We start from the raw sequence: 20,199 nt of genomic DNA, 5'->3' as shown, positions 1-20,199 counted from the left end.
CCATTATGACCGCGATATTAGGCATGATTAGCATCTTGTTTTTTGCTTGGTTACTGTCAGTGAACCGCAAGAATATTCCCTACCGCACTGTGATGTTAGCCCTAGGCCTACAAATTATATTTGCCCTGTTAGTGCTCTACGTCCCTGTGGGTAAGGCCGTATTGCAATCTGTTACGGCGGGCGTGTCGAGCGTGATAGCCTACGGCAACGAAGGAATTGGTTTCCTGTTTGGCGATCTCGCCACGGGTAAAGTCGGCTTCGTATTTGCGATCAATGTGTTAGGTATCATCATCTTCTTCTCGGCGCTGATTTCAGCTCTATACCATATTGGTCTTATGCCTAAGGTGATCAACATTATTGGTGGTGGTCTGCAGCGTTTATTGGGCACGGGCCGCGCCGAGTCTTTATCTGCCACGGCGAATACCTTCGTCGGCATGATTGAAGCACCGCTGGTGATCAAACCCTATTTAAAGCACATGAGCGATTCACAATTCTTCGCGGTCATGAGCTGTGGTTTAGCCTCAGTCGCGGGCGGCACTTTAGTGGGATATGCCGCTTTAGGTGTCGACCTTAACTATTTGATTGCCGCCGCCTTTATGTCGGCACCCGCGGGTCTGTTGATGGCTAAAATCCTTATGCCGCCTAGCGAAAACGATAAAAACAGCTCAGATGAAATCACCTCAGTCGAACTGCCACGCGCCACCAATGTGGTTGAAGCCTTAGCCGATGGCGCTATGTCTGGCATGCGGATCTCAGTGGGGATTGGTGCCACTCTGCTAGCTTTTGTCAGCGTTATTGCCCTGTTGAACGGCATGTTAGGCGCTGTGGGTGAATGGTTCGGTTACCAGTTAAGCTTCGAATTCTTGCTCGGTTATCTGTTCGCCCCTATGGCGTGGCTGCTGGGTATTCCTTGGCATGAAGCCATTACTGCGGGCTCACTGATTGGCCAAAAAATCGTAGTGAATGAGTTCGTGGCCTTTATCCAGTTAATGAAAGTCGAAGACCAACTGAGCGCCCATTCTCAGGCCGTAGTCACCTTTGCCCTGTGTGGTTTTGCGAACATTTCAACCATGGCAATTTTGATCGGTGGACTGGGTAGCATGGTGCCAGAGCGCCGTGAGTTTATCGCCCGTAATGGTTTTCGCGCCATTGCCGCTGGCGTATTCGCTAACCTCATGAGTGCGGCCATTGCCAGCGTGATCCTCTCGCTGTAGCTTGTTTTCGATAACAGCTTTCTGTCCTCGAGTATCAATCACTGATCTCGAGCATCGAAATAGAAACAGCGGCTCCCAGCGTAAACCCAAATCAAGCACGCCTTGGTTTGGGTTTTGCTTTATCCCCCGCTTAATTATCCGCTTAAGCTCGTCTTTACTGCCGCAAGGCTGACCTAAACCTCGTCGCAAACAAAATTAGCACGGACAGTCTCTTTACCTTGCTTACTCGCCTTTTAAGCTCACATTTTGATGACGTTGTTTTATTGCCTCAGATAGTTTTTGTGTATAATGTCGCCAAACCAAGATTAATACACTTACATTTCAATAACATGCGTAGCCAAGGGAGCACAAATGGCCACAGGGAAATACAAGGCAGTTCACGCCGCAATCGCACTGACAGTGGCAAGTATCACACTCTTGTTAACCGCCTGCGATGACTCAACGACGTCCTCAGAATCGGTTACGACGAATGTACCCACAGATCGCGAGTATCAGATTATTTCTACCATAAGCCTCAACGATGGTTTCGAAACTCGCAAAGTGTTGCAGGCACGATTACTGCTGGATTACCAATTACAAGATGTAGAGGGTAAGGCGGCTAACTTAACCACGCCACTAACCCATAATGCCCGCTTTTTTATCCAACCTAACCTGCTGCAAATTAGCGATTATGGCATGCCGATCCCGGTGAGTAATATTGACCCCAAAGGCAAGTCCAATGAAATCTTTCAGTTGGTTAAAGATGGCTTTAATGTGGAATTTAACAATGGTGAAGTCCGCGAACTGACCCCCATTGCCAAGATGGATCAAAAAGATATCAAGGAGTTATTTGAGCGCTGGCAAAATCTTAATCACTTGTTTAAACAAGCCCCAACCTTGCCTGTAGCGCTTGAGCCTAGCGTTGGTTATAGCATCAACGCCCCCATGGATGGGCGCTTAACTTGGACGGTTGAGCAGGTCAGTGAAGATAAGTTGATCGCCGTATTACAAGGGGAGAAAGACAAGTATAAGGCCTATGGCAAGTTCGAAGTTAACCGCAAAACCGGTTGGTTAGAGAGCATGGCGTTTTTTCAACGGGAAGAGCGCCAAGGGCGTACCTTTACCCACCGAACCGTAATGGCGCCTAAGGAGAGGCCGTATATCATGAGCACGCTTTGGCATGCCGATGATAGCTTTGATGCTGAGCGCGATAGGGATGATAGGCAAAAAGAACTGTACCGCATTAGCGATATACCGCAGGAATATCGCCCCAATAATGAGGCATTTATAAAATCCTTATTACCTGATCAACAAGGTATTTTAGATAATCTTGGCCCTTGGGGCACTGATACCCCTGAAGATCTGCAATTGCGCTTTGTCCACAATATGAGTCCGCAATATGTGGAAGCCGATGTGCGTTATGAAGACTTAACCGCCTATGACGCAAACGGCAAACCGATTGACATTCACTTCTGGCAGCACGGTAAAGGTTGGGCGAGGAATTACCATCCCTCGATTGAATCTGCAACCGATATAATTGCGACTGGGTGGGATAACACCGCGAATAAACTCAAACAGATAGACCATATTACTGCCAAGCTAACACTTATCCCACAGACGAATAAGATCGTCGAAAAGTCGTGGGATGAACTGCTGGCAACACCTTACAGGGTTGGCGATGCCAGCCTAACAATCCAAGTGCTCGATGCCGAGGCGAAACTCTTTAAAGTCGTGTCAAAGCAGAGTGAGGATCAGAGTATTAATCTGCCTTTCCAACAATTTAAAGGCATGATGGCTGAGGCCCGTCGCGAAGGTAATTATCCCTCTTGGCTAACGGCGACAGAAAAGGAACTGCTAGAGCAATTGATTGGAACCGATGAGAGCCATCACCTCACCAGCAACGCACTGTTACTCAAGCTGGATGAAATCCCTAAAACCCTAATGTTAATTGAGCAACAACCCCAGCCGGAGTTGACTCAAACCAAAACGATCCGCTTTGTACAATTTAGCGACTACAACAAAAATCTGGCGAATCCTCCCACCGAGTTTGGTAACGCTGGCCTAGGTAGCTTTATCAATCCGGCGCTAGATGCTGCAAAAAATGAGTTCAGTACGATCCAAGGGATAAAACCTGTAACTGACAATGGTCATAATCTGTATATTCCCATGTCAGCTGCCTTGGCAACCGCCTGCAAACCTGAAATAGATCAAGGTTTTAATGAGGGTAAAAATCCCGTCACTTGGCAGTTTGATCCCAACGCCCCAAACGGGGCAGCTTATAGCTTGATGACCCCAGACCGCGTGCGGCAGTTTTTCTACGATAAACAGATCAAGGGCAAGATCCATTGCCAAGGTGATATTCACTGGCAGCCTTTAGAACTGGCTGTAACCGACCGCCCTTGGTTAATCGATTTAGCGTCTTGGCTGACGCAAACCGGATATGGCAATGAGCCGAGTAGCGATCTTAAAAATTACTTTAAGGTCGAAGATGCCCAAGGCAATCTGTTAACCATTCGACTCCCCGAAAATACTGAGCAGCGGATAAACGAGGTGCTGGTCGATGGCCGTTATTTGAGTATTGCAGGCCCCGCGGCCAAGGTGAGTTATATGACTATCTCTAAAGACCCCGTCGATATTCCCTATGAATTCACCTTTAAACCTTTGCCATAAAAAGGAGCGGTTATGCGTCTATTTACAGTAAATCGGCTCCTTGGAGCACTCGTACTTATCAGTACCCATGCCAATGCAGAAAACGTGCTGCTCGATGCCCATTGGAAAGTTGTCAAAGATGAAAAACAGGCTTTGTACTATTTAAAGCTATCGACTGAAATGATCGATGGCCATTATAAGGCTGAGGTCTATTACAAAAACAAAGATATGCTTTTCTGCGCCAGCGCCCTCGCCGATAACAAGATCGGTAAAAAAATCACCAGCGAACAATTTCGCGGTGCGTATCAATGTTACTTTGATGATGGCAAACCGTACGAGCAAGGCTTTCGTAACGAGCAAGGCCAACTTCATGGCTTGCTTAAAAAATACATTGCCACCGGTCAACTGTATGTTGAAACGCACTATGAAAATGGCGTGAAACAAGGCCTAGAAACGAATTACTGGGAAGGCGGCAATATCCGTTACAAAGCGAGCTATCAAAATGGCAAAGAAGTCGGCATAAGCGAACTCTATGATGACGAAGGCAAACTTAGAGGCAAAGTCTGTAAAAGTGGCACCTGTGTCACCCAATACTATGACAATGGCAACTTACACCTCGAAATCCCCATGGTGGATGGGCTCAAACATGGCAACGAAACGAGTTGGGGCTTTGGTAAACTGCTTTCGACCCAAGCTTATGTTAAAGATAAAAAACAGGGGGATTATTTTGAATACTTCCCGGATGGCAAGGTCGAGCGCCACTACCAATATCAAGCTGATTATAAGGTCGGTGAGCAGCTGACTTATTATGAAAATGGTCAGATCAAATTAAAGGAAGTGACCAACGATAAGGGTGAAGTCATCCAAGCCATCGAATACGACGACCAAGGACAAATTAAAAAAACCACAGACAGCAAATACCAAGGTAATAGCTGGGTTTATCGTAAACAGCAGCGCTATCGCGATGACCAATTGATTGAGACTCAAGAAGAAGACAAACTCAAAAACTGGTCACTCTCCGAAACCTTCAAAAAAGGCTTGTTAATCGAGCGCCAGGAGCGACTCAATAAGCAATTGAATGGCTTACAGATAAAATCTTTCGACTACAACGATGTCATCACCCTCTCCCGCGAATATTATGAGGCGGGTAAGCGTGAAGGCGCCTATGAAACGGTAAAAATTGAGCCTGCCACAGGGAAAACTCAGCTAGTAGAGCAAGGTCAATATGCCAAAGATAAACAAGCAGGTACTTGGAAGAAATTTCAAGACGACGCCACCCTCACCTATAGCCACGATGATAATGGTGAGCTCCACGGTGAATACCTCAACAAGACCAACTCTGGCCAGTTGCTTGAATCTATTCACTTTAAACATGGCAAGCCCGATGGATTAGTCCAGCGTTACGCCAGTAACGGCCAAGTGTATGAAAAAGGCGAATACCGTAATGGTGAACAGGATGGCGATTGGATATTTACCGATGGTGAGTACGGTTTCCGCCCAATACCCAACCCTGAAAGACGCTATTGGTATGGTCGCTTCGACCAAGGTAAACGAGTCGGCCATTGGGAATTGCGCTCATCTGAAGACTATGTGCTCCAAATCGCCAATTATGACGAACTGGGCAGGCTTGATGGTAAGCAATACGAGTTTGAGGAACATGGCTGGATACGGGTGATTAATAGCTACCATAATGGCCAGTTTTTAAATCAGGAAATGCCACCCCCTGTGGTCACTTCTGATGATGTTTTCCCTCGGTTTTAGCTTAAGCCTAGACGCTGTGCACTGCATTGAGTGCACAGCGCAATAGATAATTAAAATTAGGATTCTTACATAGGCCGCACATACCTTGGCCTTAAGACCCAGAACAAGGAATCAGCATGTTCAATACCCCATTTCGCGTGATTAGCCTCGCCATTGCAGGGGCTAGCATAGTGAGTCTCCATGCGCAGGCCGCGCAAAATCTCTCCTCCATGATGGTCGAAATTCGTCAGCAAGACGGAATTCCCAGCTATTACAATCTCGCCACTGGCATGCCATTAAATGGCGATATCGCCATAGTCCGCGATAACCAAGGATATACCTTAGGGCAATTTTCCCAGGGGATACCGAATGGTAAATGGCAAGTATTTCATACCAATAACAGCAAGCTTATCGAAGGAAACTATCAGCAGGGTTATCAAGATGGCACTTGGCGACTGTTCGATTTAAGTGGTGCAGTCACAGAGGAGCAGCAATTTACCAAAGGCGTGCCCACGGGCGAATGGAAGGAATACAACAGCAGCGGCCAACTCACCCAAACAACACACTATAAAGACGGTAAAAAAGAGCAGGTAAAACGCTTCTATGCCAGTGGCAAACTGCAAGCCCAAGAAAGCTACCTCGACAACCTGCGCCACGGTAAATGGGAAAGTTACTATGAAAACGGCACCTTATCCCAAAGCCAAAGCTATGCAAACAACCAACTCTCCGGTCCCTATTTAGAACAAAATCCCGACGGGCAAGTTTCTGTGACAGGTCGCTTCGATGCCGAAGGCCGCCGCCAAGGATTGTGGGAAACCTTCTTCGACGACGGGACTAAATCGAGTGCCAGTCAGTTCAATCTTAATCAGCTCGATGGTGAAGAACGGACGTTTTACCCCAATGGCGAACTCGCCAGCCTCTGCCAATATAAGGCAGGGCAACGCCAAGGCAAGTGTCAGCAATTTAACGATGCGGGTAAATTACAAGTTGAAGAACAGTATGTTAACGACGCTTTAGATGGGCAGCAGCAATATTTTAATGCCGAAGGAAACCTCACCAGCGCTCTCAACTATAAACAGAACCAACTTGCCGGTACGCAAAAGTATTTCTACAACAACGGCCAACTTAAAGAACTGCGCAGCTATCAAGACTCAAAGCTGGCTGAGAATGGCCAGTATCCGCTTCATGGCCCATCGGAGCGTTATGATGCCGAAGGTAATTTACTCGAAAAAAGCCACTACGACATGGGCATTCGAGATGGGCTATTTGAGCGCTATAGCGCAGGCAAACTGCAATCTTCTGAGCAATGGCAACAGGGGCAGCGACACGGTGAATCACGCCGTTACCATAGCAACGGTCAACTGCGCAGCTTAGATGAATATGTCGAAGGTAAACTGACGGGTAAATCAGAGTCCTACTTTGAGGATGGCACTGTTAATGAGCGGGGCAAACGCATTAACGGTCAATGGGTTGGTCAATATGAATCCTTTTATGACAATGGCAAACCTCGCGAACTCGCCCATTATGCCTCAAAGAAAAAGGAGGATGCCAGCCGTTATCCACTCGATGGCCATTTTGCCCGCTGCTATGCCAATGGCGACCCTAATGAGGAAGGCGAATATCAAAACGGCAACAAACAAGGCTTATGGATCCAGTACCGCGAAGGCCTAAAACAACGGGAGCAAACCTTCGACGATGGCAAACTCAATGGTGACTATATTGAGTATTACCACGGACGTCGCCGTGCTGCTGGGCAATATCTCGACAACCAAAAAACGGGTCTGTGGATTGACTACCGCTACGAAGAAAAAGACCCGACCTATGGCGCTATTCCAGAAGGGAATATCCAGCAAAAAAGCCATTGGCAGGAAAACAAGCGTCATGGCGTTAGGGAGTTTTACAGCTTTAAGCAAGTGGTTTACCGCTCCGAAACCTATGATAAAAATGATAAAACAGGCCCGTATGCCGAATATTATCCCAATAATGGCCAGCTAAAACTCAGCGGCACTATGGATAAAGGCAATCAAACTGGGCTATGGGAAAGCTGGTTTGAGGATGGGATACAAGCGGCCAGCACTGAATTTTTAGACGGGCAAAACCATGGTCAATCGAAGGAGTACTACAGTAACGGCCAACTCAAACTAGAGGCCACATATGCCAAAGGCTCGTTCGATGGTCAGGTTAAACAATATCACCAGAACGGTAAGCCACAACTCGTTGAAACTTGGGTTAAAGGCCAAAAAGAAGGCGATGCCAGCTATTATCACAATAATGGTAAGTTAGCCGAGCAAGGCACGTATCTGAGGGATCGTAAGGAAGGTCTATGGCAAAGCTTTTGGCCTAATGGCGAAAAACGCACCGAAGGCAGTTACATCAGCGACCGAGAATCAGGGGATTGGAATCACTATGATCAACTCGGCAAACTGATTAAAACCGAGCACCACGGCTAACCTAGAAATGGGGTTTAGGATTAAAAAGCGATCTAGCTCAAATAATTATCCTTAACCCCAAATCTAAAAGAAGTTTCATGCAAACAGTGTCGCTACCTTAGGCGCACCGCAGGCATTAGGTGGCTTTATCGTGGCCTGTTTGATCTTGTCACCCGAAGCGGTGGGCGGATTTAAGGCGGCGTTAAACAATCAATTACAGCGGGCGATGAATCTGTACTTCGGCTCAGTGCTCGCCACGATTGCCCTTACCGTTCCCGCAGTCTTAATTATTGGCAGCGTGATAGATCAAGAAGTGCATTTAGGCTTGTCACCCGCCGACATGGTGCTGTTAATCACCAGTTTAATGGTCTGCAAGGTCAGCTTCAGCAGCGGTCGCACCAATGCCCTACACGGCGCGACGCATATAGTGTTATTTATCGTTTACTTATTCCTAATGTTTGAACACGCCTAAATCTTCAAAAATCCAAAGCCGAGCGCGACTTATTTGCGTCTCGGCTTACGCTTTTTAACTGGGCTATGGCCCTCAATCTTCCGAGTCCCCTGAGCACCTCGAGCCACCTGAGCACCTAGAGCATAGCGCAGCGAAAGGAAACCCAAGCCTAACCCACTCAGCAATCCGCCAACATGGGCAGCATTGTCCACTCCACCTAATAATCCGGCGACCAGACTTATGGTCACAAAAAATGCCAAATTAATATTCAATATCCAGTTGATATCCTCAGGGAAAATCTTTTTCCAAGCCCAAATCACGAGTATACCTAATAGCCCCATAATGGCGCCCGATGCACCGACACTCACAGTGGCATCATACCAACAGATACTGGCAATACTGGCCAATATCCCAGTGATCAAATACGCCAAAAATAGTCGCCACTTACCGAGTACAGGTTCAAGAAAGCTACCGACAAAAAACAAGCCGTAAAGATTCAGCGCTAAGTGGGCTAAACCGCCATGGATAAAGGTGCTCGTAATTAAGCGCCACCACTCACCAGCAAGCACTTTAGGTCGAAAGTTAGCTCCCCATTCAAGCAGGAAACTCCCCTGTAGACTAATAACATGTTGGCTTGACCATGCCATAAAGATAAACACTAATACATTGAGATACATCAGAATTGGAGTTGCAATAAAACCCGGCTTGGGCCGTATCATTTCAAAAAAATCATTAAGCTCGGCGATTGTGCCCGCATGGTTCAAACGCTTTGTAACTGTTTCAGCCTTAAGCACCTCTTCATCCAGTTTCACCCGCAGCAAGAGCACAAACCAGACTAACGCACCTGCAACAAACCAAATCAGCATCCAAGCGAGTTTATGGCCATTACGGGCTTCAAATGGCTCAAACTTCGGCATAAAAATCGTTGGGTATTCAGCTTGATAAAGCGGACTTTTCTCTGCTGCGCTAAGTAAGTCTCTCTGCAGCGACGAAGGGGCTAATCGTTCAAGGTAAACAAACGTTTGCGGGTCAAACTGATCAAGCTCACGTTGGGATTGAGTCAAAAATGCCTTGTATGCTTGTTCCTTTTCATCGGGTTTGAGTCTATTACTGATCTCCTGCTGATAAGTTTTACCATACCAAGCTAAGACAGAAGTTCGGCGACGATCGGCGCCACTCGCAAAAATCGGCATCGCAATATAGAGCGTCATATTCAAGTGACTGTTACCTTTTCCAGTCACCTCAATCTTTCGCTGCACACCAATTTGCGCCTTATCAATATAAGCTTGCTGTAACTGGTAATACTGTGTCTTTTTATGCAGATACAATTCTTGGATCGATGCTAATTGGGTTAACTGACCCGTTGCTGTTTTAAGATACTCCTGCGCAATAATGCAAGGCACAGCCACGAGCTGCACGGCGAAAAGTAGATAGAAAAAGCGCGAATTATCCTTAACAAACTTCAGCAGTTTTAGCCTTGGCCTCAGAAAAATAACCAACAAGATCCATGACAGTATCAGCGGTAATCCCAAATTGACCAGATCTTCATCTAAGCTAAAAAACTCAAATTTAATCAACAACAGCCAATGGATTAAGCTGTAGCCAGAAATAAATAACAGGCTCATGAATAAGAAGGGAAAATAGATCAATTGAAGTTTTTTTAGCAAAACAGCCACGCGTATTTCTTCCTTGAGTACATCAATCACTATGGTAATAATACCACGGGGAATTTACCAAAAATCATCAAGGACTTACAGTATTAAAAAAGCCAAAGGCCAGATGGATTGCTCATCTGGCCTTTGGTTTTTTAGTCTTTATAAAGCCGTTAAGGCAAGAGATATGCTCCTGCTCGACTTCTAGGTCAAAGTCTAGGTCTCACTCAACTTAGCTAATTGTTGCTGGCTACGCTGTTTCTTATATTGCTTAGCTTCGGCAGGGATCGGGGTGACTTTGCCTGTCTCTAACCAGTTACGTAAACGGTTTGCATCGGCAATATGGGTATATTTACCGTAAGCATCGAGCACCACAAAGGCCACTTGGCGTTTTGCCATTTCAGTACGCATCACAAGGCAGTGCCCTGCTGCATTCGTAAAGCCTGTTTTGGTTAGATGAATATCCCAGTTATCTTTATAAACCAAACGATTGGTATTACGAAAATCTAAACTGTATCTTGGGTTGGCAAAGGTAACCGTCTTCTTCTCGGTCGAACTCAGCTGGCCTAGCATAGGATACTTTTCACTGGCCTTAAGTAATACAATCAGATCACTGGCACTCGAAACGTTTTTATAGGATAAACCTGTAGGTTCAACATAGCGGGTATTTTTCATTCCCAGTGCTTTAGCTTTGGCATTCATCGCCTTAATAAAGGCTTTATGCCCACCGGGATAATGATGGGCAAGGCTCGCTGCTGCGCGGTTTTCTGATGACATTAAAGTCAGCAATAACATGTCTTTACGGCTAATTTCACTGCCGATACGCACTCTAGAATATACGCCGCGCATTTCTTTGGTGTCGTTAATATTAACCGTTAATTTTTCGTCCATCGCCAGCTTTGCATCTAAGGTCACCATGGCCGTCATCAGCTTAGTCACTGAGGCAATGGGCACCACGGCATTAGGGTTACTCGAATATAAAACTTCATTGGTTTTAAGGTCGACCACCATAGCGCTACTCGATGCCACTTCTTGCTGTTTTGCAGGTGCTTTTTTAGCGGGTGCATTTTTGTTGGCATGTTTAGTAGTGACAGAGGCCGAATCGGCTGAATGCGCTGTCGCGGCAACAGTGAGACTGCTGCATACAAGGATAAAACTACTGAGCAGAAAACGGATCTTCATTTAGATTTCACTGAATAGATAAGGGATCGATTGTGCTATGGCACAAGGTTTGGCTAAGTATAGGAGTTCTACCGTGAAAGAAATAGAATGCAATTAGACTTTTATCTGCAAGATCAGCAGTTTCTCCTCGATTTTTCTTATGTAAAACCAGCTTAACCTGTCACTAATCTTGAATAATCAAGCGGCTAGATCCAGTCTTTTGACTTACTACAGCAACTACGTCTTTAAAAGAGAGTTTTGGCAGTAGAATCATTGGCAATAAAAATAATGAACGACTTTTTACACTTTTAACAAAAGCGGCTGCAGTTCAGGGATTTTAAGGATTGGAAGATGTGATTTATGGCGTATAAACGCATTAACATACGCCATAAATACCGAGATTGAGCCGTTATAGGCTAACGTAAAACAAATTCGAGCAATGCTTCAGTATCTTGGCTCTCTTGAATTAATTGACCCGTCAGCACAAACCCGTGTTTTAAGAGGACTCGCTGGGAGGCTAGATTATGCTTAGCCACTTCGGCAAAGAGTGGCCTCGCACTCACTAAAGGCAAAAATTGCGCTAAGGTTTGGGTCGCGATGCCTTTGCCCCAGTAATCACGGTCAATCCAATATCCTATCAGCGCCTGCCCGTCACTGTGCCAATGGCCTATGTTGCCCACAAACTTGCCATCGAAATCGATAGCCCTCGCTAGCACATTGACTTGCCCAAGAATATTCCCATGCCAATGCTTAAAAAACGCTTCCCGATCCCTTGGTGGAAACTGTGCAAGCTGGTTAGCAATGGGATCGCTTTGATGGGCAAAAATCACCTCAAGATCAGTTTCATCAACCGGACGTAGACTCACGCTTTGTTGTGTTTTTAACGGTTTATCTCGCTCGTTAGACATCTGTAATCATCCTGAATACTTTGTATTTCAACTGGGTACAGCATGCCATATTTAGGACGGGTCACAAGTAAAAAAAAGGGCGCATAACTGAGAAGGTGTTAGCGCCCGAAGAGGCAAACTTGCCAAAACTGAGGTGTGTCAATTCAAGCCATAAAACTCACACGATAGCGTTCAAAGCCTAGATAAAGATCAAGGCAAACACGGGTGCGCCTAACACCATAGCGATACCAATAAAAATCATAGTTAAACTGGCGATAACGCCCTCTTGCTGGCCGATTTCAGTGGCTTTTGCCGCGCCGGCACCGTGGGCCGATGCGCCCAGTGCCACACCTTTACCTAACGAAGTACGAATCCGCATAAATTTGAATAACGGCTCACACACCAGCATGCCAATCACGCCTGTGATTAACACCATCATGGCCGTCAACTCAGGCACGCCGCCAAAGGCACTAGTGGCCTCCATCGCGAAGGGCGTCGACACCGAACGTACCAGCAAACTCTTAGACAATTCCACCGGCAAGGGCACAAACTTCACCAACAGCCAAGAAGACATCATCCCCAGAAATAATCCCGCCGTTACACCTAACCCTATCGTCAGCGGATACTGGCGGATCAAGTTACGCTCACGATAAATCGGCAAAGCAAAGGCGATAGTCGCGGGCGCTAACATGGCCATCAACCAATGGGTGTATTCAAAATAGGTTGGCAGCGGGATCTTAAGATTAAACACCAATAAGGTAATCACTATTGGCGCTAACACTATGGGCGCTAACCACCAGACTCTATGGTACTTATAGAGACGCTTGGCACCGAAGTAACAGAATATTGTCAGCAATAAGCTGAATAAGGCTAATCCGGTCTGCGACAACACAAAATCCACCACTTTTGAGTCTGTCATCATTAAGCCGCCTTAGCGTGGCGACGGGCTTGCTTTTTGATGTTCAGTTGGCGCTCAAAACGAAACACTCTATCGACCACAAAGCCTGTACCAAACATCACACACACACTGCCCATCACTAAAGTGAACAATATATTGGTGCCGTATTGCTCAAACAAACCTTCGTACTTAATAACGGATATCACTGGCGGGATGAAAAACAGCAATAACTCACCAATCAACCAAGCGGCGCCCAGTTGTACGGCATTTTCAGGAATGAGTTTAAAACCTAATAAAAATAAGAGTATGCCTAAGCCAATCACACTCCCTGGAATAGGAGAATGTGCCCAAGTGGCGAACCAGTGACATGCGAAGGACAGTAAACAGAAGAGGCCGATTTGGCTTAATAACAAAGCCCAATGTCGACACTGACGTATTGCGGCTTGTGGGAATGACATGATTTTCTCGGTTAGAACAAAGTTTTCTATAGGGCTATTCTAGGCTTGCTTATTTGATAAAAAAAATGAATATTAAGAATGTAATACATGAATTTTAAGAATACATATGAAGGTGAAGCCCAATGGACCTCAAAGTTATTCGCTATTTTATCGAAATCGTCGATGCCGGAGGCTTTGGTAAAGCCAGCGATAAAGTCCACCTCACCCAACCTGCGTTATCAAAAGCCGTGCGCCAATTAGAACAAGAGCTCGATCTCACCTTGCTTGAGCGGGGTAAACGCGGCACCCAAGTCAAACTCACTCCCTCGGGCGAAGTCGTTTATCGACACGGTAAAGACCTGCTCGCAGGACGGCAACGCATGCTCGCCGAACTCACGGCACAGCGCAGCTTAACTGCGGGCGAACTCAATCTGGGATTAGCGCCGCTCGGCAGCGCCGAGATTTTTGCCCCCATTATTGCTAAGTATCGCCAGCAATATCCGCAAATTGACATGCACTTGCTCGTCCGTGGCGGTGTAGAACAAACTTCGGCGATCCAAAAGGGTGAGATTGAACTGGCCACAGGGATTATCGATTTTGATGACGGCTATGATGGCATTCGGGTTTTTAACGATCCTATGGTAGTGGTGCTTCCCAAGGAAAATCCGTTATCCACCCGACAGATATTGTCGTTTAGCGATCTCAGTGCCGACCCTCAGGTGATGTTCGAAACTGAATACACTCTCTACCAATTAGTGCTCAATGCCTGCAGACACGCCGGATTTGTTCCTAAAAACATTACCCGCGTTAGCCAAGCCGATTTCGGTATTGCCTTAGTCGCCGCGGGCACTGGGGTGATGGTATTGCCGCGCTCCATCGCGCGGCGCTACAGTGTGCCCGGCGTCGTAAATATCCCGCTGGCGAGTGACGAGCTGCGCTGGGAGTTATCGCTCTTTTGGCGCAAAGACCAAGTTTTATCCTTCGCGGCCGAGGCCATGATCGCCTTAGTCGAGAAGCACTTAACTCATAAGTGACACTCTGTTACCAAGGGATCACTAAGCTCAAACGCACTAGCGTATCGCTATCCCATGGCAGAATAGGCACATACTCAGCCGAGTTAATATCGACTTTGGCATAGTGGTCTAAATTGTATTGCGTGTGCTCGGCGCTCAACACGAGCATGCTGTTAGGCCGCCAAAAATCGGTTTGGTAACTCAGCTCAAAGCGATATTGATTCTCTAACCATTTGCCCTCGTCCTGCCATGTCTGCGCGGCCACTTGCATATGTAGCTTAGGCGTCACATTAGCCCCGACACTTCCCATAAAGGTATAAGCAAAGGTACCGTTGCCAAAATCGCCACGATCGTAACCTCGGGTTCTAGGCACATCGTCATCGATTTCGAGATAGTAATAACCCGCTCCCGCCTTCAACTGGGCCTGTAATTCTTGTCCATCAAAGTTAGCCGTCAACCCAGGAAATACCTTAGCTTGTTTCTCCACCGAGCTAACGGTATTACGCTTTCCCTGTAAATCGAACTGCCAACCCAATGAAAATTCGGGGTTAATGCGATACAACTCACCACTCGCAGCATAGGTGGACTTAAACCACACTGGGATATGGTCAGGGTCGAGTTTATCGACATCTACATCTATATAGGCATCCAGTGCCGCCGTCAGCAAAATATCGCTTTGGGTTTTATGTTCTAACAATAGACTCGCATTCACCCCTAAGGTGTGAGAATCCTCGACCACAAAATCATGGCTGCCTAAGCTGTAATGCCACTGAGTTTGCTCTTCGGCCTGCAGTGCACTCGATAAGCACAGGGCTAAACACACTAATGCTGAGTTGAGATAGTTCACTTTTGACTCCTGAAATATCGTTTCTAGCTTGATAATCAAATCAACCAGAGGGTTAAACTGCATAAAATAGGAATAACACCAACTAAAGTTGCCGTTAAAGAGCGGCTAAACTAGCCAATTTAATCAAAGAATAATAGGCGATAGTTCAAATTATGACACTCTCATTGAGAAGCCGCTAATAAACACCACAGAAGTACAGATAGCCAAAAACCTAACAGTAACAATAGTTATAGACCAAAGCACAATAATTCAACCCAGAGAAAACAACTTACACACAAATTTGTACAGGAAAGCTGCGCCCCTCAATCTTGTGACTGAAAACCGCAAAATAGAAATGAATTTTTAATCAAATTAACAGCATAATTATTGACACTTAATGCTCATCTGCCTATAGTCGCCACACTGATAGTGAAATCGAACAAGAGAGTCTTAAATGAAAAAATCCATGTTATTAGGCGGCCTGACCTTAACTGCCACCTTGTTGTTAGCTGGATGTGGAAAAAGCGATGACGTGTTAGTCGTTGGCACTAATGCCGCCTTCCCTCCTTTTGAATATGTTGGCGGACAAAGTGGCGATGAAATCAAAGGCTTTGATATCGATCTAGCCAAGCAAATCGCTAAAGATGCGGGCAAGACGCTCAAAGTCGAAAACATGAAATTCGATTCACTGATCGTCGCACTCAACTCAGGCAAGATTGATTTTATCGCCTCAGGCATGACGATTACCGCTGAACGTCAAGCAAACGTAAACTTCTCTGACCCTTACTACGAAGCGACTCAAGTCGTACTGGTTAACAAAGATAACGATAGCATTCATACGCTTGAAGATATTAAAGGCAAACACTTTGCGGTGCAGTTAGGCACAACCGCTGACATCATGTCGAAAAAATATACCCAAAATATCACCGCCTTTAATACGGGTTTCGAAGCCATTATGGAGCTTAAAAATGCCAAGGTGGATTTAGTGTTATTCGACAGCGAACCTGCCGCTAACTATCTGGCTAAAAATCCTGAATTAAAGATGATTAAACTGGATTTTCCTGCTGAGTTTTATGGCTTCGCCGTATCAAAAGAGCAGCCTGAACTGCTGGCGAGCATCAATAAAACACTGGCTAACATGAAAGCCGACGGCCAATATCAGACGCTCGTTTCTGCCCATATAAAGTGATATCAGCATGATAGACGCAATTAATAACTCGCTGTTTAGCCCAATTGGCGAAGACGGCATGATAGGTATACTGCTGATATTAAATGGTTTGAAGGTGACGTTAATCGTCACTTTCTTCGCCATGTTATTAGGCGCAGTGTTAGGCATTGGCACCACTTTTATGAAGATGTCGTCTAAGTGGTATATCCGCTTTCCCGCCAATCTTTATGTCGGCGTGATCCGTGGCACGCCAGTGGTTGTGCAATTAGTGATCCTTTACTTCATCGTGCTTTCAGCCTTAGATGTCGATAAGATCACCGCCGCCATTATCGCCTTTGGTCTCAATAGCGGCGCGTATATTTCTGAGATAATCCGCGCGGGCATTCAAGCCGTTGATAAAGGGCAAACCGAAGCGGCCCGTTCGCTCGGTTTATCCCAAGCCATGACCATGAAATCGATTATTCTGCCCCAAGCAGTCAAGAATATTCTGCCCGCACTTGGTAATGAATTTATCGTGCTCCTCAAGGAAACCGCCGTTATTGGCTTTATCGGTGGCGTTGACCTGATGCGCGCCGGTGAAATCATCCGTAGCCGTACCTTCGAGGACAGTGTGCCCTTATTTACCTGCGCCCTTATTTACCTATTCCTGACCTACAGCTTCACGTTTGTGCTGTCGAAATTTGAAAAGAGGTTGAAACAAAGTGATTAAAATAACCAACCTGCATAAAAACTTCGGCGATAACCAAGTGCTCAAGGGTATTAGCGAGCATATTCGTCAGGGTGAAGTGGTGAGTGTGATTGGCCCAAGCGGCAGCGGCAAGAGTACCTTTTTGCGTTGTATTAATCTGTTAGAGCAGCCAAGCCAAGGCGATATCGAAATTGAGGGTCAATTGATCACAGCGCCAAACGCCTGCGTCGATAAACTGCGGCAAAAAGTGGGCATGGTGTTTCAAAACTTTAACCTGTTCCCCCATAAAACTGTCATCCAAAACATCACGTTAGCGCCCATTAGTCTAAAACTGATGACGCCAGCTCAGGCCGAAACCAAAGCCCTCGACCTACTGGCACAGGTTGGCTTGAGTGACAAAGCCAATGCCTACCCCGCCAGTTTATCGGGCGGCCAAAAGCAAAGAGTCGCCATTGCCCGTGCATTAGCGATGGAACCAGACTTGATGCTGTTCGATGAGCCAACATCGGCACTCGATCCTGAAATGGTCGGCGATGTGCTAGACGTGATGAAAGACTTAGCGCTAAAGGGCATGACAATGGTGATTGTCACCCACGAAATGGGTTTCGCACGGGATGTATCCGATCGCGTGATCTTTATGGACGGCGGTTATGTAGTTGAATCAAGCCCGCCAGATGAGCTATTCACCCATCCCAAAGAAGCCCGTACCCAAGCGTTTTTAAGCAAGGTATTGCGCTAGCTTAAGCGGCTTTAGTCCTGTCCCTCATGCTCACTGCAGTGACTTTAATAAATGCCTGCAGTGAGTAAATGATTCAATTTAGTATCCCAAAATTCAACGTTTATGACAAAGTCGAAATTAGACGAGTCAGGATACAATCATCTTTCACTACACCATAAGAATTATGCCTTGAATTAACAGGAATTGAACAAAAGCTAAATAGCCGTTTATCTGTTCAGGGAGTTTATTGTCATTGTTCTCCAGAGACACGCCGTGAATATGTCCTTATAGGCTCGACGGCGACATTCATGTCGCCAACGGTCACTGGTACCCAAAGCCAATTTTAACTACCAGTTTTGCTATATGTACGTAAAAAGCTAGTAGACATAAATGGGTTAGAATTCTTGCTCTAATCTATGATTTTCGGATTAAATTTTCTATGGATTAACGCCGCGCTCTAGGACAAACCAAAGCGCAGCGTAGATTTGTCCCTAGCAGCGCCTTGTTATGCGCTTGCCGCTTCACTTAAATCAATCTCCATTGGAATCTGATATGAATTTGTGTAAAGGCTAGCTTTAAATGATGCCCTCGGCGTGATCAGGACTTTTCCATCTTTTACTGAAATTGTACCGACAAGAGGAAATATATCCGATGGTCCCTTAAGATCAACAAACCTTTTAGTGAAAGTAGCACCTGTTTTGTGGTTAATGTATTTTACAAGCCCATGAGATGCTTCGCCATTTGGGCGCAATTTATATGAAACCAGAACCGAATATGACTTAGTATGTTTTGCCTTAACCGGAAGCTCGACCGCAGAACCAAATCTTTCCACCTCGTTTGAAGCAAGCTTGATTTTTTCGGTTTTTTCTATGCTCAACTTACAAAGGTGCTCAAGACACTCAAAGGTACTGCGAATTACAAATTGTTCAAGTTCGGACTCATTTAATGATTTTAATTTCTCAAAATTTACACCGCAGTCTATATACCTAAGCCACTTTTCTGGTGTTCTATCGGAAAAAACCATCGTGCCTTCTGGAATAGCATTTGTGTAGTTTACATATAGGTGATCGAATTCTCCGAGGGATAATCCATTTGCACCAAGTATTGTGGCTATACGAGCACCCCAGTAATGAAGCAGCTTAGGAAATTTGAAAAAGCTAGAACAACTCGAAGGTAGACTCTTACCTGTCTCATATAGGGAGTCGCTAGCGTAATACCTAATATCTATTAATGCTTTTTCCATTTATATATCCGATCTCTCTTCACGCATAAGCCGCAAACAGCCGCTGCTTTGTAGTGGATTGTTTTGCGATAGCGTAGCAAAACAAGGAACGAAAAAGCCATCAGGCTGGTTTGCATTGTTATGTGTTACTCACAGAATGGACAAAATAAGTTGTTCATGAAGTCTAGTGGATCAATATTGCAGCTAGGTAGTAGAACCGTAACTCTACCGTGCTTTTGACATTCTATTTCTTGGAAGCCACCTTCTGCTTTTAAAGTACTTATTTCCAGATCGCTCCAGCCGCACCAAGGGCAACATTTTATCTCAGCTTCAGTGATAGCAGCTATTTCCTGCTCCCAGTTACACTCTCCGCAATGGACTTTGCGAATCGTTCTGGCTTCTGTGAGGTTTATTACTTTGGGTCTTTCGATCATTAAGATTCCCTTACACATAACGTTGGGTATAAGCGGATCCGCGTTAGCGAATAATAAATCAAGCCATCCATTTTAAACCAACAACATAATGCACTTTTGGTTTGCCTTCAACCAACGATTGCTTTGTTAAGTAACTGAAATCATTAAGCTGTGTGCTAGGCTATATGCAGGGTGAACACTGGAAGCGAGATATTTCGATAATACCTATTCTTGCTCCCAATTATCCCCTTCTCGGCGACAAACATAGTCATAGTAAAGGGTGGAACCAAAGGGCTGAAATTCCATCTCAATGCCGTTTTCGTAATACTGACCATTTTCGCAGTCCATTCTGTCATTAAGTCGTACTAAGGCATCATGAATACCACCACGTCTAGCATTAATAAGCATCTTGACGAGAATCTCTCTTTGCTGGACAGTTAGTGACTTTAAGAACTCATTTATTTCTGAATTTTCCTGCCTGTTTGGATAGCTCCCTTCTTGCAAGACCCATTTTTCAAATACTCCATCATGTAACTGAGCAAACTCGTCAACAAAGCATTTCCACAATTCAACTGAACTCATTTTTTCTCCTGAAAGCATAACGCAGTGCCCATGCGCGTAAACTTGTAAATGCCGCAGGCCTCGAATGCCTCA

The 20,199-nt window shown here is 45.7% G+C and carries 16 protein-coding genes and 1 pseudogene; 9 read left to right on the top strand and 8 right to left on the bottom strand.

All coding sequences use genetic code 11. From position 1 onward, the window contains the following. The first annotated feature begins 5 nt into the window (after positions 1-5). The 5 genes and pseudogenes from AYJ58_RS07565 to AYJ58_RS07545 all read left to right on the top strand — a co-directional run. The gene (locus AYJ58_RS07565; protein ID WP_106649628.1) at positions 6-1,214 is read left to right on the top strand and encodes a NupC/NupG family nucleoside CNT transporter; all 1,209 of its coding nucleotides are present in this window, start codon (positions 6-8) and stop codon (positions 1,212-1,214) included. A gap of 351 nt (positions 1,215-1,565) precedes the next feature. Continuing rightward, a complete protein-coding gene (locus AYJ58_RS07560) occupies positions 1,566-3,863 on the top strand; it encodes a hypothetical protein (protein WP_198555619.1) in 2,298 nt (765 codons plus the stop codon). Positions 3,864-3,875: 12 nt separating this feature from the next. Continuing rightward, positions 3,876-5,603: a toxin-antitoxin system YwqK family antitoxin gene (locus tag AYJ58_RS07555; protein WP_106649627.1), complete on the top strand. Its 1,728-nt coding sequence runs from the start codon at positions 3,876-3,878 to the stop codon at positions 5,601-5,603. Between the two features lie 116 nt (positions 5,604-5,719). Then, positions 5,720-8,032 carry a toxin-antitoxin system YwqK family antitoxin gene (locus AYJ58_RS07550; RefSeq protein ID WP_106649626.1) on the top strand — a complete coding sequence of 771 codons (2,313 nt, stop codon included), beginning with the start codon at positions 5,720-5,722 and terminating at the stop codon, positions 8,030-8,032. An 85-nt stretch (positions 8,033-8,117) separates the two neighbouring features. Next, positions 8,118-8,483, top strand: a pseudogene (locus AYJ58_RS07545) (calcium:proton antiporter); the annotation flags it as partial. A gap of 29 nt (positions 8,484-8,512) precedes the next feature. On the opposite strand, the gene AYJ58_RS07540 reads toward AYJ58_RS07545, so the two are convergent. From AYJ58_RS07540 to AYJ58_RS07520, 5 genes are all read right to left on the bottom strand, one after another. After that, the gene (locus tag AYJ58_RS07540) at positions 8,513-10,138 is read right to left on the bottom strand and encodes a rhomboid family intramembrane serine protease (RefSeq protein ID WP_106649625.1); all 1,626 of its coding nucleotides are present in this window, start codon (positions 10,136-10,138) and stop codon (positions 8,513-8,515) included. Between the two features lie 192 nt (positions 10,139-10,330). Further along, entirely contained in the window at positions 10,331-11,296 is a 966-nt protein-coding gene (pbpG, locus tag AYJ58_RS07535) for a D-alanyl-D-alanine endopeptidase (RefSeq protein WP_106649624.1), read from the bottom strand. A 395-nt stretch (positions 11,297-11,691) separates the two neighbouring features. Continuing rightward, positions 11,692-12,183: a GNAT family N-acetyltransferase gene (locus AYJ58_RS07530; protein ID WP_106649623.1), complete on the bottom strand. Its 492-nt coding sequence runs from the start codon at positions 12,181-12,183 to the stop codon at positions 11,692-11,694. Between the two features lie 178 nt (positions 12,184-12,361). After that, a complete protein-coding gene (locus AYJ58_RS07525; RefSeq protein ID WP_106651768.1) occupies positions 12,362-13,081 on the bottom strand; it encodes an LrgB family protein in 720 nt (239 codons plus the stop codon). Between the two features lie 2 nt (positions 13,082-13,083). Then, a complete protein-coding gene (locus tag AYJ58_RS07520; protein WP_028761649.1) occupies positions 13,084-13,518 on the bottom strand; it encodes a CidA/LrgA family protein in 435 nt (144 codons plus the stop codon). Between the two features lie 122 nt (positions 13,519-13,640). Here AYJ58_RS07520 and AYJ58_RS07515 point away from each other — a divergent pair, with 122 nt between their 5' ends. Beyond that, positions 13,641-14,531, top strand: coding sequence for a LysR family transcriptional regulator (locus tag AYJ58_RS07515; protein WP_106649622.1), 891 nt, complete (start codon positions 13,641-13,643; stop codon positions 14,529-14,531). Between the two features lie 7 nt (positions 14,532-14,538). Here the strand turns inward: AYJ58_RS07515 and AYJ58_RS07510 are convergent, their stop codons facing one another. Further along, complete coding sequence (locus AYJ58_RS07510) at positions 14,539-15,357, bottom strand: hypothetical protein (protein ID WP_232790875.1); 819 nt, start codon at positions 15,355-15,357, stop codon at positions 14,539-14,541. A gap of 433 nt (positions 15,358-15,790) precedes the next feature. On the opposite strand from AYJ58_RS07510, the gene AYJ58_RS07505 reads away from it, so the two are divergent. From AYJ58_RS07505 to AYJ58_RS07495, 3 genes are read left to right on the top strand one after another with little or no spacing between them, the layout of a single operon-like run. Beyond that, on the top strand, positions 15,791-16,525 hold the full coding sequence (locus AYJ58_RS07505) for a basic amino acid ABC transporter substrate-binding protein (RefSeq protein ID WP_106649620.1): 735 nt from the start codon (positions 15,791-15,793) through the stop codon (positions 16,523-16,525). 7 nt (positions 16,526-16,532) lie between these two features. Then, positions 16,533-17,213 carry an amino acid ABC transporter permease gene (locus AYJ58_RS07500; protein ID WP_106649619.1) on the top strand — a complete coding sequence of 227 codons (681 nt, stop codon included), beginning with the start codon at positions 16,533-16,535 and terminating at the stop codon, positions 17,211-17,213. After that, positions 17,206-17,931 carry an amino acid ABC transporter ATP-binding protein gene (locus tag AYJ58_RS07495; RefSeq protein ID WP_106649618.1) on the top strand — a complete coding sequence of 242 codons (726 nt, stop codon included), beginning with the start codon at positions 17,206-17,208 and terminating at the stop codon, positions 17,929-17,931. The genes AYJ58_RS07500 and AYJ58_RS07495 overlap by 8 nt, the downstream gene beginning before the upstream one ends. A 484-nt stretch (positions 17,932-18,415) precedes the next feature. On the opposite strand, the gene AYJ58_RS07490 is transcribed toward AYJ58_RS07495, so the two are convergent. Together AYJ58_RS07490 and AYJ58_RS07480 are read right to left on the bottom strand one after the other, a co-directional pair. Then, the gene (locus AYJ58_RS07490; protein WP_106649617.1) at positions 18,416-19,153 is read right to left on the bottom strand and encodes a hypothetical protein; all 738 of its coding nucleotides are present in this window, start codon (positions 19,151-19,153) and stop codon (positions 18,416-18,418) included. Between the two features lie 617 nt (positions 19,154-19,770). Further along, positions 19,771-20,127: a DUF6547 family protein gene (locus tag AYJ58_RS07480; RefSeq protein WP_232790874.1), complete on the bottom strand. Its 357-nt coding sequence runs from the start codon at positions 20,125-20,127 to the stop codon at positions 19,771-19,773. Positions 20,128-20,199: the final 72 nt, after the last annotated feature.

It is taken from the genome of Shewanella sp. Pdp11, from assembly GCF_002838165.1.
GTDB lineage: Bacteria > Pseudomonadota > Gammaproteobacteria > Enterobacterales > Shewanellaceae > Shewanella > Shewanella hafniensis.
Note: the sequence above shows the minus strand (reverse complement) of the source record. Positions and strands in the feature narration are given on the sequence as shown.